This is a genomic window from Roseofilum halophilum BLCC-M91 (assembly GCF_030068445.1).
Classification (GTDB): domain Bacteria; phylum Cyanobacteriota; class Cyanobacteriia; order Cyanobacteriales; family Desertifilaceae; genus Roseofilum; species Roseofilum halophilum.
This window is the reverse complement of the sequence record NZ_JAQPOK010000088.1, coordinates 22,753-43,473: the sequence shown is the minus strand read 5'-3', so window position 1 is coordinate 43,473 and position 20,721 is coordinate 22,753. Positions and strand designations below refer to the sequence as shown.

The window sequence follows — 20,721 nt, the reverse complement described above, 5'->3', positions numbered from 1 at the left end:
TGGAATCAGAATTAAGAATTTAGAGTCGTTTAGAACAGTGGAGTATGATCAAGCCACCCTAATTGCTCCTTAACTTCATTAACTGCAATCTTCACAAGATTCATACTTGCAGCAATTTTGTAGGGTTTAGTTGGATTTTTGGGATTAGGATCGACTTTGACAATACTTCCATTCCATAGATTACTTCCTGTTGACCAATCTAATTGAGAAAGCTTAAAAACATGATTTTCATCAAAAATATTATTATCTTTATCATAAGTGTAATGTAATAAGCGCCCTAACACTTCTAATCCAACACTTCGACCTAAAATACAGTTATCTTTGAATTTACCCACATCTTCAGTCGTTAACTCTCTGATGTCTTTTTCAAAAATTTCTTTTGTGTTTCTACAGTTTGAGAAAAAGTAGTTGCAACAAGAAATCAGAGCATTAGAGGACTTTTCGACATCATAGCCAAGTAGTTCTTTATTTGCATCATCTGTAAAAGCACAACTAACAAACTTAACGAGGTAGTTGATTGTGTATATAAGCTTTTTGTTAGTAGAAGGACTACCTTTTATCTTTTCCGTTTTATGGGCAAACATTGGAACAGATTCAATTATACTTTTAGTAATTCCAATACGTCCTTCAAATTCCCCAAATGATAATAGTAATGACTTATCCAACTGTCTAGTTTGTGCCATATCCCGAAAATCAGTTTGGCATTGCTTAAATTCTGGCTCTAGTATAAGCGTAATGGGAAAGTCGTCATCACCAATTAAGCTATTTTCTGGACTTCTAGCCAACTCATCAATAGCTCTAATTCTATGCTGTCCATCAGTAATATCTAACTTGACATTTCTGGGGATAACTGCTAGACCAACTCCACGACCTAAGTGAATAACCTTAATCTCGGAAGGATCAACATTAGCTGTTATTGTACCTAATACCCAGGGCCGATTTCTTGTCACTCTTTCTCGAATATAGTCTTTAATCTCATTGACATGCCCTGGGACTTCAGGGCGGTTTTTGCCAGAGTCAGGATTGTTATCAGTAGAGTGTTTTGCCTGTAAGAGAGTAGGAAGATCATGGGCTGGAACATTAATTTGTAGCATCTGCCGATTTCCTTGGTTAAAAATCAAGGCAGGGTAGCACCGATCGCGATGATGTTCAGCCAGGTAAGGATTGATAACTTTATTGAGATCTAATTCATCCTCAGTGTTATGATCTGTATTTTGAACCATACAACTAACTTGTTACGAAAGATCACTATAGTTACATGGTAACACATAATTAGTGACATAATCAACTGGGGAAACACGGATCATCATGACAGCGACTAAGCCTTCACTCTTGCCACAGCGTACCGTCGATGAGTTTATCATTACGATTGAGAAACTCATCGAGGAAATTCAGAATCTTTACTGTCTTGATGAAATTCCTTGGGTGATAGGATACAGTGGTGGTAAGGATTCAACCGTAATTTTACAGCTTATCTGGAATGCCTTATCCAGATTACCGATAGAGCGCAGAACTAAAACAGTTCATGCGATCACCACAGATACCCTAGTTGAAAATCCGATTGTTGCTGCTTGGGTAAAAGAATCGATCAGAAACATGAGAAAGTCAGCAAAAGAGCAGCAAATGCCGATTGAAGCTCACTTACTTTATCCGAATTTCAAAGATAGTTTTTGGGTTTGTTTGCTTGGGAAAGGATATCCTGCGCCTCGCCCAGGTTTTCGGTGGTGTACAGATAGAATGAAAATTCAGCCAGTTAACTCTTTTATCCGAGACGTAATTAGAACGTATGGTGAAACTATTGTTGTTTTAGGAATTCGTAAAGCTGAAAGCTCTATTCGTGCATCAGTGATGGAAAAGTATGAAGAAGGTAGAATACGTGAAAGGTTAAGCCCTAACTCTCGTTTACCTAACTCTCTAGTATACAGTCCAATTGAAGATTGGCGAACTGATGAAGTTTGGATGTACCTCATGCAATGGGAAAATCCTTGGGGAATCAATAACAAAGACCTCTTTTCCATGTATCGGGGAGCAACTGCCGATAACGAATGCCCCCTAGTCGTCGATACCTCAACCCCCAGTTGTGGAAGTTCTCGCTTTGGATGCTGGGTTTGTACCATGGTGAACAAGGATAAATCCATGGAAGCCATGATCCAAAATGATGAAGAAAAGGAATGGTTGCAACCGCTTTTAGATCTGCGCAATGAACTGGATACAAAAAGCGATCGCGATAAACGAGATTTTCGGCGTATTTATGGAAAAGTCGAACTGTTTGAACGCAAAGTTGAAACGGATGATAAACAACCCGATCGTCAAAAAAATCCATCAACCGAACTCCAGCCCATTCCCGGCCCTTATAAGAAAGAATGGCGGGAATACCTGCTCAGACGACTGCTCCAAGCACAGGTACAAATTCGGCAAACTGCACCGCCAGAAATGGGAGAAATAACCTTGATTACTCCGGAAGAATTGAGCGAAATTCGCCGCATTTGGCTAGAAGAAAAACATGAATTTGAAGATAGCTTACCCCAAATTTATCAAGAAGTTACGGGAGAGGAATTCATCGATCGCCGTCCAGAAGGCGATCGCACCCTCCTCGGTTTAGACGAATGGAGCGTTCTCGAAGAGGTCACCGATAAGGACTCCATGGAATTCGAGCTACTCGCCAGACTCCTGAATACCGAGCGCCAATATCAAAACAAAAGCAGTCGCTCCGGCATTTATGAGGCTCTGAGCAAATGCTTTGAAATCAGTTCTCGCGAACGAGAAAAAGCCATTCAACAGGCCCATTTTCAACGAGCCATCAAAACTGCCGTTTTAAAAGGGGACGCGGAGAAAGTCGAAGAGATCATTAAAAACCCCGAAAAAGCCGATCCTAACCATCCCGACAACCAACCCAAACCCGAACCCCCACCTGCAAGTGAACAACTCAGTTTAGGTTGGGGAGAGTTTAAGTTTGGTTCTTCTGCTCAGAAGGATTAGCCCTCATCCCCCTGCCCCCTTCTCCCACAGGAGAAGGGGGTAAAGTCCCTCTCCCCGTGGGAGAGGGATATAGGGAGAGGGCACAACCATATTTAATTGTTAATTGTTAATTGATTTATGATCTTCCTCGAACTCGTATTAGAAAACTTCGGCCCCTACAGGGGTAGACAAGTCCTCAACCTGCGCCCCAACGAGGGTAAACCCATCCTCCTCTTAGGGGGAATGAATGGGGGCGGAAAAACGACCCTCATGGATGCCATTCGCTTAGTCCTCTATGGTCATCGAGCCGAATGTTCCACGCGAGGAAATCTCAGTTATAGTAACTTTCTCAAGCAATGCATTAATCGCCATACTCCAGACTCAGAAAAAACCCGATTAGAACTTTTGGTGCAGATTATTTCTGGGGATAGCAGCAAAATCGCCAAAACCGACACCCTCAACCCCGATGACCCAGAATCTCAATTCCATACGCAACTGCGAATTATCCGCTATTGGACAAAGCAAGATAGTAAGGATACTTTGGGGATTTTGAATGGTGAATTTCCGGAAAATACCCTTAGAGATACTTGGGATGATTATATCGAAAACCTGTTACCTTTGGGTATTTCCAATCTGTTTTTATTTGATGGGGAACAGGTGAAAGAATTGGCCGATCTTGATGCTCCCCCTCCCTTAGTGGTGCAGGCGATTCAGTCTTTATTGGGGTTAGAATTAGCCGATCGCCTGGACACCGACTTAGACATCCTCTCCCGTCGTCAGCAAAAGCAGATCGCCGATAAGCAGGAATTGGGTAATTTAGAGGAAATTGACCGCAAACTCAAGGGATATGACGGGGAGAAGGAGCGCATTACCCAAGAGATCAAAAATACAGAACATATGCTCAAACGGGCGATTAACAAGGCTAAAGAAGCCGAAAATGAGTTTGTCTCCGAAGGGGGAAAAATCGCGGCCGAACGCCATCAGCTTGATTTACAGAGAAAAAGCGAAGAGGCGAAAATCCAGCAGACTCGCGACGCACTGGTGAATTTAGCTGCTACTTCCTTACCCCTGAGTCTGATTGAACCCTTGATGGAGCAGGCGATCGCCCAAGGAAAAGCGGAACAGGAGTCCTTAAAAGCGCAAATTTCCCGCGATCGCATTCAGGAGCGCGATCGGCGTTTACTCGATTATCTGCAAACCCTGCAACTTGCCCAGTCCCAAACTACAGATATTCAATCCTTTTTACAGCAAGATTACCACCATTTAGAACAGGAAATCTTACCCCCCGAAAATACCTGGCTGCACGCCACCCCCGAAGAACTGGAAACCCTAGAAAAACTGATCGCCTACGATATTTCCAGCCAACGGGAAAAAGCCCAAGCAGAATCCAAATATCTGGAAAAGTTAGAACGGCAACTGATGGATGTCGAGCGCAAACTTACCGTCGCCGCCTCTCCCGAACGCTATCAAGAATTAAGGGAAGCCAAAGAACGAGCCAACGACAAAAAGACCAAACTCGAAATCGATTTAGAATACAAACATCGTCAACTCCGAGACCTTGAGCGCAGCATCGAAGAAGTGAAAAAACAACTCAAAGACTACAGCGAAAAGTTTCTGGCTCAGGAAAACGCCACCCATATCATCAACTCCATTGCCAGAGTGAAAACGATACTGGAAAAATACCGAGAAAAACTGACCCTGAAAAAACTAAACAAGCTCGAAAACCAGGTAACCGAGTGCTTCCGCTACCTCCTGCATAAATCCGACCTCGTTCACCGCGTCGTCGTCAGTACCGAAGATTACAGCCTGTCTCTGTATGATTGCGAAGGTAAACCCCTGCCCAAACACCGTTTATCGGCCGGAGAAAAGCAACTGTTGGCGATCGCCTTTTTATGGGGTCTCGCCAGAGTCTCCGGCCGCCAACTCCCCGTCGCCATTGATACCCCCCTCGGTCGCCTCGACTCCTCCCACCGTCAAAACCTAATCGAGCGCTACTTCCCCAGCGCCTCCCACCAAGTGATTCTCCTCTCTACTGACACCGAAATCGCCCAAACCGAAATCGAAAATCTACGCAATCAAGAAGCCATTACCCGCGAATACCTGCTCAAATACGACCCCACCAACGGCCAAACCACCATTAAAGACGGTTATTTTTGGTAATACCATTTCTATTTGATTTGGCAACAATTGAGCCGATGAGAGCAACCTTTTTAAGGGGGTTTGGGGGATCTTTTCCGACTGTACCTCATTACCGCGCGAAGCGCTGTAAAAGTTTTAGGAATGCGGGCATCTTGCCCCCTTGTTAACCCATTTTCATGTCCGCTTGCGGAAACTGGATTGATATTAGTTTTTATCTTGCCGGTGATGATGGTTTTTTGTCTGACCAGGGGCGATCTCCTCTGATGTTTGATTGTTAATTAGGGTATTGTTCTCTCCTACCGCTACCTGAATTAACGGACTGATCGCTGAGTGTCGTAACCCTTGACGCACGGTTTCACTCAAGTATCGCTGCTGTAGTTTATACCATTTTTTCCAGCATTCATAACGCTGTTTGCTTAACAGTTTTGCCAAGGTCGGCCCTTCTGTTCTCCAGTCTGAGGGTAACACTTCATCCAAAAACCCTTCCAAAACCAAAGTATCTTGGATCGTACCTAATACCTCCTGAATTTGTTTAATCTCTTGCACATATTCTTGGTAAACCGGGCCATAATGCTGTCTAAACAAGCTCATTTGATAGCGCACCCGTTTTGCTTGTTTCCGCAGATCGTGCAACCCTTCCCCGTGTTGGGCAATCTGCGCTTCAGCGCTTTTGAGGGTTAACCGGGTTTGCCGCTTAATTTTATCTCGATCTATGGTTACCCCAACCCACCAAGCGGGATGCAGCAACAATTGATTGATGTAAGGTAACAAGAGATCCGGTAATACACTATTGATTGATAACTCTGCCCACTGCTGATAGTGTGGCTCTTGCAACCATGCTTGTACAGACTGCTTAAATTTCTGATAGGTCTTACCCTGAAGGAGCTTTTTCACCTTTTGGAAAGCCTTAGAGCGCCGTTTGGATGTTTTTTTCAATGCCTTCTCTAGTAAGGGTTTTTCCTTAGCTTTTAATTGGGGTTGATACGCTTGCAGAGCTTCTTGCAGTACATCTAAGTCTCGCAACTCTCCGAGAATTCTGGCTATTTTGCCGATCTTCTTGTTACTAACCTGGGGTGGTAAGTCTAAAATGGGAGCAAAACCACTGACTGCACTGCGTAAGCGTCGCATTCCCACGCGCATCTGGTGTAAATCTTCGGGATCTTGGTCGGCTAATACTTTCTGTTCATAGGCGATCGCTTTGCGGAAATATTTTTCCATCCCCAGATAAGCCCAATCTCTTAAATGTTGCGTCTGAGAGTGTCGCTGTTGAATCATGGTCTGTGCCCCTAAAATTAAACGATCGCTTCACCCCTCTAGGGTGTTCAACTAAAACACATTATTATAACACGCTTAAACCCTCTAAGTTGTTTTAATTCTCAAAACTTCATAAACTTAAGATCGCCTCTGTTGAATATAGCGCTTTTCTGTGCGATCAACCCATCAATCTCTTGAAATCTGACCCTAACCCCTATACACTAAACAATAGATTAACCTTTTTCTCAATTTACGGAATCTTATGCCTCTCTACGATTATTTCTGCCCTAGTAATAATCGCCGGGTCGAAGTCTTTCATTCCCTCAATCAAACCATCGAAACTTGGGGCAAACTGTGTGAACTCGCCCAGATCGATACTGAAGACACACCCTTAGATGCACCCGTGCGCCGTTTGTTGAGCGCTCCCATGCTTAGTGTTCCCACGAGCAATAATGATTATAAAAATTTAGGCTTTAGTAAATTAGTCAAGCGAGATGACGGCGTTTATGAAAACGTCACCGCTAAAGACGGAGAAGATCCGATTTACTATCGCAACAAAACACCAAATTCTGGTAATGAGTAATTGTTTAGCAATGAACAATGAACCATTAATATCATCTCCGGTTGTTTCGGACTGCGTCCGACATAAAAATGTCCGCGAAGCGGATTCACCCTAATTAAGGAGCTAGGGAGCGAGACGCTCCCACTCCTTAATATTATAGGAAACATTTACATCGGAGGGGCTGTTTTCGTGCCTAAATGAATGGACTTATCCGCACCCCGATAGGCATAATCAATGCCCAATTCTTTACAAAAATCTGCCAAGATGACATAGGTAGAACGCTTCAACAAAACCCCTTGCACAAAGGGTTGTACTGGGAAATCTTGATCGCCAATGGCATTCCCATTCACATCTAAAGGACGATTTAGGTAAATATCAACATTGGGAAAACTGGGAATAATGGGAGCATCAGTTATATATTTGGGCTTGTATTTATCCGAAACCAGATTAATAAACCGGATGTCCCCGCTTTGGACTGTACCAATTCGGATCTGGAAGGGTGATGTTAAATCTAATAACCGAGCATAACACCGGTTATCGGAAAGGATATACCCTGTAGAAATCACTCTTCCCCCAAAGAAGATCTTGCATTCCGTTTCCTGTTGATAGTTTTCGATCTTTTGTAAGTCTGGATCGGCCGCAGCTTGCATGAAGCTCCGGATTTTATCCCGTAAAATATCCCCTCCTACACCACCGCGATCGGAGGATTTCAGTTGCCACCAGTCCCAGCGTTCGGCTGTACCCCCCGGCCATCCATCATGCCAACTGATGGGGCCATAGTTATCATGGGGCAGCCCATAGTATCTTGCTGTAGCAAAAGAGACTCCGGTGCTGTTCCAAGCTTGCCACTTGGTAAAATCCCGATTAGCGGCTGCTTCGGCGTGAGTCATCACACTAGAGATGGTAATATCGTTGGTTCCCCAACCCAAATCTAGGGCAAGAGATGCCACTTCTTTACACATATTGTCAATCTGGATGGTGGTGGGGGGATAATCCCGCCAAGCCACTCCTCCCATACAGGAGCAACAGATACTGACAGAATTGGTGTTGCGGGCATAAGTATGAGTCCGCAACATTTGATCGTAACCCGTGTGCCGTTTAACCGTGCCATCACTCATGACGACGGTATGGTAATGACCAGGAGTCGCCCAATTATAGTGCGTTCCACTCCAGTGTAAATAGATTTTGCGAATGATTTGACCCATAAATTTGCCTGATCCTAAGATATAGACCTCATTATATTTCAGGGATTTCTGATAAAATATTAAAGTTCAGCAAAAAAACAAGCGCTTTTGAAAGAGCGATCGCCTCTATCCGTAATTTAGCTCAGATAAAGACGACTTTTGCTCACCGAGAGAACCCCCAAAATCCTGTAAAAATCCTCTAGCCAAAAGGATTCAGGGTCTAGCATAATAGAAGATAGACCTGGCCAAGGTTTTGGCCAACGCCACCCTTCACTCCATAACTGAATAAACCCTCCTACCACTATGACGGCCACCGTGCATTCCCTCTTTGATACCCTTTCTCCTGAACCTTCTGAAGACTCCCTATCTGCCAGTACCCTAGAACTAGCTGTTGGCGATGCTCGTGAAGTCCTCGAACAACAACGACAGAAAAACCAAACCCTAACGACGAAACTGAATATATTATTTGTGACCAATGGAGCCTTGCTTACCAGTTTAACCCTGTCGCGGTTGGTGCTAGTCCCTAACCTGCTCACGGTTGCTGAGTTGATCGGCTTCCTTGTGAACTTCACGTTGCTGATTTCGGCGTTCCTCCCTCGGCAAATGGCAGTCAGTCCCAATTTAGGCGATCGCAAGTTCCTGGAAAGCTACTTATCTCTCTCGCCAGAGGAATATCAACTGCAAATGCTCGTGAACTGGGCAGAAGCCTATAATGTAAATAAACAACGGTTAGATGATATCTCCCAATCCCTCTCCTATGCTGCCTATGCCACCTGGATGTTGGCGCTGGTGATTCTGACGGATATGGTAGTGGCTAACTTTTGTCCAGGGATGGCTTGCTTCCCTACTGTTTTGACTTATTTTGCTCTATGAGTTCCCATCGGGACAATCCCAATCCTCCCAAAAAGAAAGTCAACCTGCCGGAACCGGATCAGGATAATATTACCGTACTCACCAATAAGTTACCCAAAGGGCCGATTCTCCCTTGGAACCGGTATGATTCTCCGTGGCACGATGCCCAAGGAAGGAATAAGAAAGACGCTGTGAAAGAAGAAGAGGCTCAAGTAGAACCAGGTTCAGAACGTGAAGATGGTGGGACTCCAGGGGAAAAGCACAAAGGAAAGACAATTCCGTTTAAGCGCCATCAAGGATGAGTTCAATTAAAAATTAAAAATTAAAAATTAAAAATTTTGTTCTAAAGTAAGGCAAGGGAGACTTACAGCATTTTTCGCTGTTCTGCGGTACATTTTGATCCCCCTAAATCCCCCTTAAAAAGGGGGGCAGTGAAAGTCCCCCTTTTTAAGGGGGGTTGGGGGGATCTTTGCCTCTTGTACCTCATGAAGAAAGCGAATGGCTGTAAGACATTTTCTGTTCCCTGTTGCCTAAAATCAAAATTTAACTGTCCTAACCAACTCATTCACTGCTATAAAGCAGCCAATTCGATCGCTCACGGCAGTCTGGCCGATCGGCTAAGGTAACTTAAGGACATTCTCGGCTGATTTTTCCAGAAGGTAAGACCGTCAAGCAAAATACGGCTCCATCGGCATTTAGGGCATCAACAAAGGCTCCCGCGAGATTGGCCCCGCTCAAGTCCGCTTCAGTTAAAATCACTGTATCCATGTTGGAGTCTCTGAGATCTGCTTCTCTAAGATTGGCTTTTCTTAGGGTAACTGCATCCAAATTTGCCTCCCTAAGATTGACCCCTTCAAGATTTGCTCCTTCAAGATCGGCTCCTGCTAAATTTGCTCCTCTCAAATTAGCCCTTCTGAGATCGGCTCGCCTTAAATCTGCCAATCTCAGATCTGCTTCTTGTAAATCAACTCGCTTCAAATCGCACTCGTAGCAATTGCCGGTGGTTTGCAATTGCTGCAAAGGGTCGGTATTTTGGGCGATCGCACTGGGCGCTAAAATAAGTACAATGGCAGTTAACACCCAAGTGTTCCAATTTTTTCCAATCATATCGTAGCGTAGAAATACTCTGTGCTTATTTTATCGCATCTTCACCCTATAAATTCATCCGATCGCCCAAGGCTTCCATGACCACCCTAAACCCTTCAGCACGACAACACATTGCCTCCCTGCAACATCAAGCCGCTTCTATACTCCTTTATCAAAACGTTCTTGACAATCGAGTTGGCCAAGCCTTCCTGAACCTCTTAGAGCAACTCAACCAACCGGAACCCCATCCCCTAGAGTGTCTCAAGGCATACGGTCATTGGTTTAGAACCCTGGCGAATATCCAAAAAAGTTGGTCAGATTATCTCCTGGGCCAAATTTTCCGAGACCATAATCCCTTTACCAACCAAGCGCAACACCTTCCCCTAGCCAAAATTCCCAGCCCCCTGGTGGCTGCTGCAAGACAGGATTTACACACCTTAGAAACTCTTTGTCAAGGGGAACCCCCGGTGGTGGAACAGATGAGCTTGTGGGTGCAATGGGTGGCCGATTTGCCAGAACCCCCAGTTTGCTGGGTGATGGAATCTTCTGCTCATGCTCTGCTGGGAAACAGGGAAAATTGGGCGGATGCGCTGCCGGAATTAGCCCACTATTATCAACAGCATGGTACGGGAATTTTTTGCGAATATCGGGCGTTGCGTTGGCAGTCGGGAGAGTTAAAGGGAGTTTCTTATCCCGATCGCATTCAACTTAAGGAATTAGTGGGATACGAAGAGCAAAAACAATCCCTTTTACAGAACACGGAAGCCTTACTCGCTGGCTCTCCGGCTCTGAATGTCCTTTTATACGGCTCTCGCGGCAGTGGCAAATCCTCTTTAATTAAAGGCTTGATTCATCCCTATGATAACTTGCGCTTGATTGAAGTCGCTAAGTCCGACCTGAAAGATTTGCCGGACATTGTGGAACGGCTGCGAAATCTGCCCCAAAAGTTTATTATCTTTGTGGATGACTTATCCTTTGAAGAAGATGATGATGCTTTTAAGTCTCTGAAAGTGGTCTTAGAAGGCAATTTAACCGAGAGACCGGATAATGTGGTTGTTTATGCCACCTCCAACCGTCGTCACTTAATCCGGGAGTTTTTCGGCGATCGCCCCCATCCGAAAGATGCCGAAGAGATTCATCATTGGGATACTCTACAAGAAAAGCTCTCTTTTAGCGATCGCTTTGGCTTAACCCTCACCTTTGAACCCGCCGATCAAAGAACCTACCTGCAAATGGTGCAACATTTAGCCGCCCTCAATCAGCTTTCTCTCACCGGCGCAGAATTAGAATATCAAGCCCTACAATGGGCAACTCGTCATAATGGGCGCTCTGGGAGAACCGCACGGCAGTTCATTGACTTTATCAAGTCTCAAGTCCTATAGCGCTATAGGCGAGTCCTCTTACTGACTCAGTTCCTGCATTTTCGCTTCGGCAAACTGTCGCAGCGATCGCGCTTCTTCCGTAGCCGTTGTACCCGATTTGACTTGATCCAAGTCATAAATAATCCTTTGCAGTCCACTGACGAGTACCCCAGTGTTGGTACTAGAAGCCGCTAACCGTTGCCAAGCCGTAATTTCTCTTTTAGCCTGATTCAAAGCTTGAGTCGAGCGCTGTTCATTCCGCAGGCGAATCCGCGCCATAGCCGCATTTTTGCGATATTCGGCTAATTTAGCCTGGGCTTGAACATAGGCAGGATTATCATCCCTAACCCGTTCTAACTGATCGCTTCCCCGATCCCACAGGCGGATAATTTCCTGCCATTGTTCCTCAGCATGGGGAGGATTTTGGGACAGTTGGGCCGCTGCCATGCCATATTGAGCAGCCGCTTGGATCAGGGTATCGGTTTTTTGCGTTCCCACTGCCCGGCCAGAGGCCTGTTGAAAATCGCGCTGATAGGCTCTAATTTGAGGCTCAGACATGCGTCCGGCGACAGTTTGTCGGGGGATTTGGTCGAGTTTATCGAGTCCCGCTTGCCATAGGGATATAGCCTCCTGTTTATCACTTTCAGAGTTAGCTTGTTGATACTGGCTTTTCGCTTCTTCGATTTGGCTTTGCCCTTCTTCGAGCAGGGTTAGGGCATTCGTTTCTTGGAAGACCTTAGCATCCATGCGAGCCACCTGTTGCCGAGCGACTTGATATTCATCCAGGGTAAACCGCCAACTACAACTAAACAAGGTACAGTAGCGCTGGGGGAAATAACCTAAAAACCACACCGGTAAACCATCCAGATGGTTTTGCGCTAGGTTTACTTTCTCTTCCCCTAACTCAATATCGGCGGCGCTGGTGGCTTGGTTAATCAGTTGGTCAGCTTTTTCCACATTGGCGATCGCTCCCCGATAATCGTAATCCATTTTCATATAACTGGGTAGCAGCACCAAGGGAATCGTTTTCGACACTGGCCAGCGAATCATAGGATAGGGAAGGTTCAGGATATACACCAAACCCGCTAATCCAGCTAAACCCGCTCCCCCCCAAAACAAATACCCGAACAGTCCCGAAGAGGGTTGATTGGCTTTTGCTGCTTTGCGAATCACCTTCGTCGGGAACTCTGGAATCAGAGCCTGAATCGTTTCCTGTAGCTGTTGCTCCGAAACTGGATCGCCAGTTTGTTGTCGTAGACGCTCCAACCGCTTGAGTACCAGCCTTTTTGTAGGAGCTTTGAGCGGATCATTCCCCACGCATCGCTCTAGTTCCCGCACTAGGATCGTATATGCCTTATGATTGAGACGAGCCATAAAGATGATTGTTGAGTTTCTTATCACTATTATGCCTGAGTTCTCACCCAAAAACCTTGCGTGATTTTCCGTAAATTCTGGGAGCCAATAAAACCAATTATTTCCTACAATGAATCCAGGAGTTCCCTGAAACTCTAGTTTTAATTGTATCCCAACTTAGGAGCGATCCTAGTTATGTGCTGACCTGTGCAATCGTTTGTCACCATTAGGGTATGTTGAAGTTCTTCCGTTTACTCCAATCCACCGAAACATCTTTTCGCCGTATTTTGTTAGTGCGGATTTTGCTGATGACCATTCCGGTTTTACTTTTACTTCAATATGCCACGTACCGTAAAGCGCGTTCGAGTTTATTAGAAACGGCTCGGTATAATATTATTGAAAGTGCCATTGAAAAAGCAGCTCTCCTCGATGTCAGTATCAATGGTCTAACCGATCAAGTGGTAACAGCGAGTGAAAGTGGCATTTTGCAATCCGGGGATTTATCCAAAATCGATCCCTATCTCCAAGAGCTAAGTCAGAGGTTTTATCATTCTGTCGTTTCTGATTCTGTCGTCTGTTTGCAACTGCAAACCCTGACCGGTGATAAGATGATTGCGAGTACCTGTGGAGTTGAGGCGATCGGTAACGTCTCAACTGAAAAAATTACTCAAAAACCCTCTCCTCAATCTTCTAGTCCAGTAACAGTCGAATTACTCACTGATAATCCCAATTCCACTCTAGAGCCTTATGGTCAAGACCAGCTTCACTTTTTAATCAGTGCCCCCGTTTATGACGCTTCTGAAGAACCCCAATATAACCTAGTCCTTGAAGCTGCTCTTCCCCTACAACAGATTCAAGAACGCAAATCCTTATCCGGTTATACGGTCATCATTAATCAAGAAGGTACAATCATTGCCCATCTGGATAACCGTCAAATTGGAACTAATATTCATGGGATCGACGATCCAAATCTAAAATCTCGATTAGAAGCAATTATGCGGTCAGCTACCGGGGGTCAAAGCAATTTTCTGCACTTGCCTCATTTCGATCAAAGTGAAAAGGAAGTGATTACTGGATATACGGCGATTCCGAATCCAACCACTCAGGGATTGACTCAGGGAAAATGGGTGATTTTAGCCGTAACGCCTCTGGATCATGCCCTCTATGGTCTTCAAGAAATTCGGCAAACCCTAATTAATTTAGTTTTGGGATTAATTGCGGCGAATTTAATTGCCACGCTAATTTTAGCTCGCTCTTTGGTCACTCCGGTTGAACAGTTAGGCAAATATGCCAAAAGCGTTGAATGTAGTGTTTCCCCAGAAGCGATTCCCCAGCAGTTCAAAATCCATGAATTTAATCAACTCGCTCAAGCTTTGAATAGTATGGTCGAACGGTTAACCAGTTGGGCAGAAGAGCTAGAAGTGGCTTGGCAAGAAGCGAAAAGTTCTAATCAGCTTAAAAGTGAGTTTTTAGCCAGTATTTCCCATGAGTTGAGAACGCCACTCAATGCTATTCTTGGCTCGGTTCGGTTGGTTAAAGATGGGTTCTGTGATGATAAAGAAGAAGAGTTGGATTTTTTGCAACAAGTTGATAATGCGGCTTTGCATTTACTCTCAATTATTAATGATATTTTGGATTTATCTAAAATTGAAGCGGGTAAGCTCTCTCTAGAGTTAGAAGCAGTAGACGTAAATCAGATCCTACAAGAGGTGATTGATATTGAATCTGCCTCCATGCACTCTAAAGGCTTGTCTTTAACTTATGAGCGTCAAGTTGAAGCGATCGCCGTTTATGCTGATGTGGGCAAACTCAAGCAAGTTTTTATGAATGTGATCGGCAATGCGATTAAGTTTACGGAACAGGGAGGAATTACGATCGCAGTGGAGAGGATGCAGGAGGATGGACAGTTGTATACCAATGGTAACACTTCATCGCCGTCCCAAGCAGTCGTTAGGGTGAAAGATACGGGAATTGGGATTAAGCCATCTTCCCAATCGAAGTTGTTTGAACCGTTTGTGATGGGTGATGGAAGTCGGACGCGGAAGTTTGAAGGGACGGGGTTAGGATTGGCGATTTCTCGGAATTTGATTGAGATGATGGAAGGCGCGATTACCCTATATAGTGAGGGAGAAGGGAAGGGAACCATGGTAGAAATTCTCTTGCCTTTGATTGATGTGAAACAGTTGCAGCGATCGCAGGCTTTGAAAACGGAAGTTTAGGATTTTACCACAATCAGGACGGCGATCGCCAGCAGAAAATAGCCAAAGCCTTTCTCTAGTTGCTTTCCAGGCACAAACTGAGTTAAATATGACCCCAAGATAATCCCTGTACTCGCAGCGACGATAAAGGAGAACACCAAAGGGAGATTAATCGGGATCTGACTGCTCAGATATCCCCAAAACCCAGTCACCGATTGAAATGCAATCACCAATAGGGATGTACCGATCGCCTCCTTCATGGGAATCTGCACCAGTAGCACCAAGGCTGGAATCACCAAAAATCCGCCGCCAATCCCCACAAACCCGGTCACTAATCCAACACCTAAACCCGCCAAGGGAATCAGTATAAACCTCTGCCAAATACTGGAAACAGGTGCAGATTTGAGCGTCTCTTCCGTCTTTGGCTTGCGACTTCTTTGAATCATCAAAACACTAGCCGTCACCATCATCGCCACAAAACCCATCAGTTGCAGAGTGGCGCTGATCGTGGGCAGTGTCGCCACTTTAGCCCCCACATAGGAACCCACCATGGCTGGAGGTGCAAACATCAGTGCTGCTTTCAGGTTCACATTCCCCGATCGCCAATGGGAAATCACGCCAATCAAGCTGACACTGCCGACAATGGCTAACGTCATGGCGATCGCCGATTTGGTTTCTACTCCCATCACATACATTAGCACCGGCAGAGCCAACACCGAACCCCCACCCCCAATTAAACCCAAACTTAAGCCAATACAAACAGCCAAAGCATGTCCCACCAGATTCACTAACATCTGATTTTCCTCATATTCCCCACATTTTGATCCCCCTAAATCCCCCTTAAAAAGGGTGACTTTTTTCTTCCCCTTTTTTCAAGGGGGGCTAGGGGGGATCGAGATCACTTCAAAATAGAAAAAACGACCGTATTACTCATCACTCATCCTCGCTGATTGTAGGGCAATTTCGCCAATAACTGAGCCATCATGCAAGTATTACTAATCCCCGCAAACATTAATCCTGCACCCACAAACCCACTCAAAAATAGGAACCCAGGAGCCACAAATGCCCCCAATAACGTTCCCGTCAAAACCAAAGAACCGGCCACAATTTGCACCTGACGCATAATACTAATCGGAGCTTTGGGATTGACGTGGGTGGGATATCCCTGTTGTTTCCATTCCTCTAATCCTCCGCCTAAGTGGGCCACCTCTTCAAAGCCCGCTAGAAATAGCTTTTGGGCCGCTGTCGCTGAACGATTTCCCGTTTGACAGTAGAGAATAAAGGGTTTAGTGGGATCGGGAAGAACATCATCCGGATTAAATCGGGATAAAGGTCGAGAAATGGCCCCTGGAATCCGTTCTCCGGCATATTCACTCGGTTCGCGAACATCAATGAACTGAATCCGGTCTTGTTCCCACAATTCTTTCACAGAAAAACTGTCGATCGCTTGGAGTTTGTCTTGCAGATTTTGATGGCTCGCCATAGTTGATAAAAATTAACTCAGGAAATAAGAAGATACAGCATTAATTAAGCTAAGACGGGCACTTTGCCACATCTTTGATTTGCGGGAACCGCTTCAGCAATTTTTTTCGGGTTGGGTAAATTTAAGCCTTTCATGAGGGCGATAAAGCTCTCACGAGTTTGACCGGCTAAACGAGGATTGAATTGTTTTTCTTCGCCAATGGTGGACACCATACAACCTTTATAATCATGACCGGGATAGACTTCGGTGCGATCGGGAAGGGTAAATAACCGTTGGGTAATGGCATCATAGAGCAGACCCGGATCGCCGCTTTGGAAGTCTGTACGACCGCAGCCTCGAATCAGCAGAGAATCACCCGTGAGTAATTTTTCTCCATTTACCAGATAGGCCATATGGCTATCGGTATGGCCGGGAGTGGCGATCGCCTCAATCTCAATTTCTCCCACTTGCAACACTTCCCCATCCGTCATCCAGCGATCGGCACATTGCGCTCCCGCCTTTTGGGGCACAATGGACGTACAACCCGTTGCTTCCCGGAGCTGGCCGCTGCCGGTAATATGGTCAGCATGAATATGGGTTTCCAGACAATAGCGAAGACTTAACCCCAATTCCTGCAACAGTTGTAACTCTCGCCCCACTTGCTCTAGCACTGGATCGACTAATACGGCTTCTTGAGTCTTCAAGTCAGCCAATAGATAAGTATACGTGCTGGTTTCTGGATCGAACAGTTGACGAAATAACATCCAAGTCTCCTTCATTCACGCTTAATTAAAAATCATATCACTATTTAGAGATTTAGCAACCTAAAAAGCTAGGCAAGGATGCTTACTCTCTCCTAGGGAAGGATCGTAAACTCACGTCTTTCTAGGGTTTGTAATCCCTGCATCAATTCGTGTTAAAATCAGCCAGAATTTTCGCCCAAGAGTCTAAATAATCCCCTTACAACCTTGACCCATTCCTCGAAGGAATCTCACTCTGATGTAGATTCCGCTTATATTCACCGGTGCATCGAATTAGCTCGCCAAGCCCTTGGTCAGACCGCTCCCAACCCCCTGGTGGGGGCCGTTGTGGTGGCGGAAAACGAAGTGGTGGGGGAGGGCTTCCATCCCCGTGCGGGAGAGCCTCACGCGGAGGTTTTTGCCCTACGAGAGGCGGGCGATCGCGCCCAAGGAGCGACCGTTTATGTCAATTTAGAGCCTTGTAATCATTATGGCCGCACCCCTCCCTGCACAGAAGCCCTGATCGCTGCCGGAGTCAGGCGTGTAGTGGTGGGGATGGTAGACCCCGATCCCAGGGTGTCAGGGGGTGGGATTCAACGACTCAGAGAGGCGGGAATCGAGGTACAGGTGGGAATAGAAGAGCAAGCCTGTCAGCGTCTCAACGAAGCGTTTATTCATCGCATCTGCCATCAACGACCTTGGGGAATTTTCAAGTATGCTATGACCTTAGATGGAAAAATCGCTACAACCACAGGTCATAGTGCTTGGGTGACTGGGGAAGACTCTAGACGATGGGTGCATCAATTGCGAGGCGCTTGTGATGCGGTGATGGTGGGAGGCAATACCCTGCGGAAAGATAATCCCCAATTAACCACTCATGGAGTCGTCGATCGCAATCCGGTGCGGATGGTGATGAGTCGTTCTTTGAATTTACCCCCATCTGCCCAGTTATGGGAGCCGGTTGCGCCGACGGTGGTGTTAACCCAGGAGGGAGCAAACCCGCAATTACAGAGGGAATTAGGCGATCGCGGTGTAGAAGTGGTGGAATTTCCCGAACTGACTCCCAGAGCAGCGATGGACTATGGATATCAACGGGGCTTTTTATCGGTGTTATGGGAATGTGGGGGACGACTCGGAGCAGAGGCGATCGCCTCTGGAATGATACAGAAAGTGTATGCCTTTATCGCGCCTAAGATTATCGGGGGTGATAAAGCTCCTTCTCCCGTGGGAGATTTAGGATTAACCCAAATGACTCAAGCCTTAAACCTTAGTGAGGTTCACTATCAATCTTTAGGCAACGATATATTAATTGAGGGTTATTTAGTCAACCCCGATCCCTCTAAGCCTTAAAAATGGGGACTGTTAAGGAAAAAATGGATTTACCCATTACCTATTACCCATTACCCATTACCACGGGAAGCGCTATATGCTCGAATTAGTGATTAGTAGTTTGTTTTTTAGTAGTTTGGGATGTCAATTGCTGGCGATCGGCAATCGTCTCGATCGCGCTCAAAGAGAAATCCAGAAACGGAATCAGGAGGAGGAAGAAGTTTTGACCCATTATGAACCCAAAGAACAATTTGGTACAGAAGGACAACCGAATCAAAATGGTTCAGCCAAAGCCAGGGGATGGGAATTTAAGATCGTGCGGGCGAATAGCGATTTATTTCGCAATCCGACTATATTTCACCAACTCTGTCGGGAAGAATCCCAAGCGGGCTGGATTTTCTTAGAAAAACTCGACGATCGCCGGATCAGATTTCGGCGCTCTCTAGCGACTCGACAGAAAATTCGCCCGGAAACCCTGTCCTTTGACCCCTATCGATGTCACTATGGATCGTCAGGCAACACTAAATTTTGGTTCGCTACCCTTGCTTTTGCGATCGCTCTAATTATCCCAGCTTATGCAGGATATCGGGTGATGACTCAATATCTAAGTGAATCGCCACCAGAGAATGCTCCCCTACCTCAGTTTCTGCCTAAATAAAACGTCCAGTTTCTCTTGGCTCTGCTATAGTAGAATCGTTAAAATTTCATCCAGGGTCTAAGTCTCTCTAGATTGACTTAAAAATTTGACCCTTGATGTCCTAGATATTGAATTGACTCGGTTCAAAGTAGAAATCATGAAAAATGTTGTCAAAACAGTTGCCGCTTCAGTCTTAGCGACTGTCGCTGTTGCTGCTTCTCCCTTAGCTCTAAAAGCCCAGGATCGCGTTCCCAGCATTCAGGTAGACTACTATCGGAAAACGGCCTTCCAAGAACTTTATGGTGGCAGTTATGTTGGCCCCAGAGAATATGTTACTACAGCGCCAACCGGAAAAGTCTTGCCCTTGCGCTTTAGCTTACCGATTGAAACGGCAATTTTTCAAGATACTAGCATTAGGTCTAATACGCCGATCACGGATGCTTTTGGAGTCACCAGAGATACCAGTGAATTGATTCGCTGGGCGGAAACCATTGGTGAATGCTTGCAAGAAAAACCTAGACTCGTGCGCGTCTTAACTGGAAATACCATTTATATCAACGATGTTGAAGGTTCTATTGTTGAGAATGCCAATGGTGTTCTAGTTTGTCCCCGATAAGGGAATATAGAATCACACTCCCTGCTCCTCTCCCCTTCAACCCCAAACCCACCTGTAACTGAAAATTAAACTGAAGGTTACAAAATTTGTGATAAAAATTTCTGGGTTCGTTCCTCTTTAGGGTTGTTAAAAAATTCATCAGGGGTTGCTTCCTCCACTAATAGCCCATCAGCCATTAACACCACCCGATCCGCAACTTCACGGGCAAATCCTACTTCATGGGTAACACAAACCATGGTCATCCCACTTTGAGCCAGCGATCGCATAGTATCGAGTACCTCCCGCACCATTTCTGGATCGAGGGCAGAAGTCGGTTCATCAAAGAGCATAATTTTCGGCTGCATCGCCAGAGCGCGGGCGATCGCCACCCGTTGCTGTTGTCCCCCCGATAGCTGTCCGGGGAACTTCTTCGCCTGCTCTAAAATTCCCACCTTTTCTAGGAGCTGTAGGGCAATTTCTTCCGCTTTTTCCTTCTTCCAACGGCGCACCCAAATGGGCGCTAGGGTTACATTTTGTAGAACGGTTAAATGGGGAAACAAATTAAACTGTTGAAACACCATCCCCACTTCCCGACGCACCGCATCAATATTCTTTAAATCGTGGGACAACTCAATGCCATCGATAATAATTTTGCCCTTTTGATACTCTTCTAGGGCATTAAACGTGCGAATAAACGTGGATTTTCCGGAACCACTCGGCCCCATAACAACCACCACTTCGCCTTTGGTAACCTCTAAGCTCACCCCTCGCAGGACATGAAACTTATTACTGGCATACCATTTATGGACTTCTTGGGCAATGATGGCGGGTTCAGTGTCTACAGGAGTTGGATTATCTTCAGATTTAATTAGGCGATCGGAATGTGACATGGTAATAGGGAATAGGGAATGGGTAATGGGGAATAGGGAATAGGGAATAGGGAATAGGGAATGGTTAGAAGTTGGAGTGCGAGCATCTTGCTCGCTGGTTATGTCTAGCGAGCAGGACGCT

The 20,721-nt window shown here is 45.7% G+C and carries 19 protein-coding genes; 10 read left to right on the top strand and 9 right to left on the bottom strand.

The window, feature by feature from the left end:
* Positions 1-29 precede the first annotated feature (29 nt).
* On the bottom strand, positions 30-1,223 hold the full coding sequence (locus tag PJF56_RS11685; RefSeq protein WP_283762851.1) for a DNA sulfur modification protein DndB: 1,194 nt from the start codon (positions 1,221-1,223) through the stop codon (positions 30-32).
* Between the two features lie 85 nt (positions 1,224-1,308).
* Here PJF56_RS11685 and dndC point away from each other — a divergent pair, with 85 nt between their 5' ends.
* Positions 1,309-2,979, top strand: a complete 1,671-nt coding sequence (gene dndC, locus PJF56_RS11680; protein ID WP_283762850.1) for a DNA phosphorothioation system sulfurtransferase DndC — start codon at positions 1,309-1,311, stop codon at positions 2,977-2,979.
* Positions 2,980-3,096: 117 nt separating this feature from the next.
* Positions 3,097-5,118 carry a DNA sulfur modification protein DndD gene (dndD, locus tag PJF56_RS11675; protein WP_283762849.1) on the top strand — a complete coding sequence of 674 codons (2,022 nt, stop codon included), beginning with the start codon at positions 3,097-3,099 and terminating at the stop codon, positions 5,116-5,118.
* Positions 5,119-5,301: 183 nt separating this feature from the next.
* Here the strand turns inward: dndD and PJF56_RS11670 are convergent, their stop codons facing one another.
* Positions 5,302-6,372, bottom strand: a complete 1,071-nt coding sequence (locus tag PJF56_RS11670) for a CHAD domain-containing protein (protein ID WP_283762848.1) — start codon at positions 6,370-6,372, stop codon at positions 5,302-5,304.
* A 241-nt stretch (positions 6,373-6,613) separates the two neighbouring features.
* Between PJF56_RS11670 and PJF56_RS11665 the strand changes: the two genes are divergently transcribed.
* Positions 6,614-6,934 carry an FmdB family zinc ribbon protein gene (locus PJF56_RS11665; protein WP_283762847.1) on the top strand — a complete coding sequence of 107 codons (321 nt, stop codon included), beginning with the start codon at positions 6,614-6,616 and terminating at the stop codon, positions 6,932-6,934.
* 146 nt (positions 6,935-7,080) lie between these two features.
* On the opposite strand, the gene PJF56_RS11660 is transcribed toward PJF56_RS11665, so the two are convergent.
* Positions 7,081-8,118, bottom strand: a complete 1,038-nt coding sequence (locus PJF56_RS11660) for an N-acetylmuramoyl-L-alanine amidase (RefSeq protein ID WP_283762846.1) — start codon at positions 8,116-8,118, stop codon at positions 7,081-7,083.
* 282 nt (positions 8,119-8,400) lie between these two features.
* On the opposite strand from PJF56_RS11660, the gene PJF56_RS11655 reads away from it, so the two are divergent.
* Together PJF56_RS11655 and PJF56_RS11650 are read left to right on the top strand one after the other, a co-directional pair.
* Positions 8,401-8,970, top strand: a complete 570-nt coding sequence (locus PJF56_RS11655; RefSeq protein WP_283762845.1) for a hypothetical protein — start codon at positions 8,401-8,403, stop codon at positions 8,968-8,970.
* Positions 8,967-9,251, top strand: coding sequence for a hypothetical protein (locus PJF56_RS11650; protein WP_283762844.1), 285 nt, complete (start codon positions 8,967-8,969; stop codon positions 9,249-9,251). Before PJF56_RS11655 ends, PJF56_RS11650 begins: the two co-directional genes overlap by 4 nt.
* Before the next feature lie 325 nt (positions 9,252-9,576).
* On the opposite strand, the gene PJF56_RS11645 is transcribed toward PJF56_RS11650, so the two are convergent.
* A complete protein-coding gene (locus PJF56_RS11645) occupies positions 9,577-10,056 on the bottom strand; it encodes a pentapeptide repeat-containing protein (RefSeq protein WP_283762843.1) in 480 nt (159 codons plus the stop codon).
* 77 nt (positions 10,057-10,133) lie between these two features.
* On the opposite strand from PJF56_RS11645, the gene PJF56_RS11640 reads away from it, so the two are divergent.
* The gene (locus PJF56_RS11640; RefSeq protein WP_283762842.1) at positions 10,134-11,417 is read left to right on the top strand and encodes an ATP-binding protein; all 1,284 of its coding nucleotides are present in this window, start codon (positions 10,134-10,136) and stop codon (positions 11,415-11,417) included.
* 18 nt (positions 11,418-11,435) lie between these two features.
* On the opposite strand, the gene PJF56_RS11635 is transcribed toward PJF56_RS11640, so the two are convergent.
* A complete protein-coding gene (locus PJF56_RS11635) occupies positions 11,436-12,770 on the bottom strand; it encodes a hypothetical protein (protein WP_283762841.1) in 1,335 nt (444 codons plus the stop codon).
* Between the two features lie 212 nt (positions 12,771-12,982).
* Here PJF56_RS11635 and PJF56_RS11630 point away from each other — a divergent pair, with 212 nt between their 5' ends.
* Positions 12,983-14,968 (top strand): sensor histidine kinase, encoded by a 1,986-nt coding sequence (locus tag PJF56_RS11630; protein WP_283762840.1) that lies wholly within the window; start codon positions 12,983-12,985, stop codon positions 14,966-14,968.
* Here PJF56_RS11630 and PJF56_RS11625 read toward each other — a convergent pair.
* The 3 genes from PJF56_RS11625 to PJF56_RS11615 form a co-directional block, all read right to left on the bottom strand.
* A complete protein-coding gene (locus tag PJF56_RS11625) occupies positions 14,965-15,741 on the bottom strand; it encodes a sulfite exporter TauE/SafE family protein (protein ID WP_283762839.1) in 777 nt (258 codons plus the stop codon). The genes PJF56_RS11630 and PJF56_RS11625 overlap by 4 nt on opposite strands.
* A 143-nt stretch (positions 15,742-15,884) precedes the next feature.
* Positions 15,885-16,430, bottom strand: a complete 546-nt coding sequence (locus tag PJF56_RS11620) for a rhodanese-like domain-containing protein (RefSeq protein ID WP_283762838.1) — start codon at positions 16,428-16,430, stop codon at positions 15,885-15,887.
* A gap of 44 nt (positions 16,431-16,474) precedes the next feature.
* The gene (locus tag PJF56_RS11615) at positions 16,475-17,173 is read right to left on the bottom strand and encodes an MBL fold metallo-hydrolase (protein ID WP_347179529.1); all 699 of its coding nucleotides are present in this window, start codon (positions 17,171-17,173) and stop codon (positions 16,475-16,477) included.
* Between the two features lie 204 nt (positions 17,174-17,377).
* Here PJF56_RS11615 and ribD point away from each other — a divergent pair, with 204 nt between their 5' ends.
* The 3 genes from ribD to PJF56_RS11600 all read left to right on the top strand — a co-directional run bounded on the left by ribD (position 17,378) and on the right by PJF56_RS11600 (position 19,731).
* Positions 17,378-18,499 (top strand): bifunctional diaminohydroxyphosphoribosylaminopyrimidine deaminase/5-amino-6-(5-phosphoribosylamino)uracil reductase RibD, encoded by a 1,122-nt coding sequence (ribD, locus tag PJF56_RS11610; RefSeq protein ID WP_283762836.1) that lies wholly within the window; start codon positions 17,378-17,380, stop codon positions 18,497-18,499.
* A 76-nt stretch (positions 18,500-18,575) separates the two neighbouring features.
* Positions 18,576-19,136 carry a hypothetical protein gene (locus PJF56_RS11605; protein ID WP_283762835.1) on the top strand — a complete coding sequence of 187 codons (561 nt, stop codon included), beginning with the start codon at positions 18,576-18,578 and terminating at the stop codon, positions 19,134-19,136.
* Between the two features lie 136 nt (positions 19,137-19,272).
* Complete coding sequence (locus tag PJF56_RS11600) at positions 19,273-19,731, top strand: hypothetical protein (protein ID WP_283762834.1); 459 nt, start codon at positions 19,273-19,275, stop codon at positions 19,729-19,731.
* A 77-nt stretch (positions 19,732-19,808) separates the two neighbouring features.
* On the opposite strand, the gene PJF56_RS11595 is transcribed toward PJF56_RS11600, so the two are convergent.
* Entirely contained in the window at positions 19,809-20,600 is a 792-nt protein-coding gene (locus PJF56_RS11595; protein ID WP_283762833.1) for an amino acid ABC transporter ATP-binding protein, read from the bottom strand.
* Between the last annotated feature and the right edge of the window lie 121 nt (positions 20,601-20,721).

Excerpts from the sequence above, each read along its gene's own strand:
- PJF56_RS11685 (WP_283762851.1), bottom strand. The coding sequence starts at position 1,223 with ATGGTTCAAAATACAGATCATAACACTGAGGATGAATTAGATCTCAAT.
- dndC (WP_283762850.1), top strand. The coding sequence starts at position 1,309 with ATGACAGCGACTAAGCCTTCACTCTTGCCACAGCGTACCGTCGATGAG.
- dndD (WP_283762849.1), top strand. The coding sequence starts at position 3,097 with ATGATCTTCCTCGAACTCGTATTAGAAAACTTCGGCCCCTACAGGGGT.
- PJF56_RS11670 (WP_283762848.1), bottom strand. The coding sequence starts at position 6,372 with ATGATTCAACAGCGACACTCTCAGACGCAACATTTAAGAGATTGGGCT.
- PJF56_RS11665 (WP_283762847.1), top strand. The coding sequence starts at position 6,614 with ATGCCTCTCTACGATTATTTCTGCCCTAGTAATAATCGCCGGGTCGAA.
- PJF56_RS11660 (WP_283762846.1), bottom strand. The coding sequence starts at position 8,118 with ATGGGTCAAATCATTCGCAAAATCTATTTACACTGGAGTGGAACGCAC.
- PJF56_RS11655 (WP_283762845.1), top strand. The coding sequence starts at position 8,401 with ATGACGGCCACCGTGCATTCCCTCTTTGATACCCTTTCTCCTGAACCT.
- PJF56_RS11650 (WP_283762844.1), top strand. The coding sequence starts at position 8,967 with ATGAGTTCCCATCGGGACAATCCCAATCCTCCCAAAAAGAAAGTCAAC.
- PJF56_RS11645 (WP_283762843.1), bottom strand. The coding sequence starts at position 10,056 with ATGATTGGAAAAAATTGGAACACTTGGGTGTTAACTGCCATTGTACTT.
- PJF56_RS11640 (WP_283762842.1), top strand. The coding sequence starts at position 10,134 with ATGACCACCCTAAACCCTTCAGCACGACAACACATTGCCTCCCTGCAA.
- PJF56_RS11635 (WP_283762841.1), bottom strand. The coding sequence starts at position 12,770 with ATGGCTCGTCTCAATCATAAGGCATATACGATCCTAGTGCGGGAACTA.
- PJF56_RS11630 (WP_283762840.1), top strand. The coding sequence starts at position 12,983 with ATGTTGAAGTTCTTCCGTTTACTCCAATCCACCGAAACATCTTTTCGC.
- PJF56_RS11625 (WP_283762839.1), bottom strand. The coding sequence starts at position 15,741 with ATGTTAGTGAATCTGGTGGGACATGCTTTGGCTGTTTGTATTGGCTTA.
- PJF56_RS11620 (WP_283762838.1), bottom strand. The coding sequence starts at position 16,430 with ATGGCGAGCCATCAAAATCTGCAAGACAAACTCCAAGCGATCGACAGT.
- PJF56_RS11615 (WP_347179529.1), bottom strand. The coding sequence starts at position 17,173 with ATGTTATTTCGTCAACTGTTCGATCCAGAAACCAGCACGTATACTTAT.
- PJF56_RS11605 (WP_283762835.1), top strand. The coding sequence starts at position 18,576 with ATGCTCGAATTAGTGATTAGTAGTTTGTTTTTTAGTAGTTTGGGATGT.
- PJF56_RS11600 (WP_283762834.1), top strand. The coding sequence starts at position 19,273 with ATGAAAAATGTTGTCAAAACAGTTGCCGCTTCAGTCTTAGCGACTGTC.
- PJF56_RS11595 (WP_283762833.1), bottom strand. The coding sequence starts at position 20,600 with ATGTCACATTCCGATCGCCTAATTAAATCTGAAGATAATCCAACTCCT.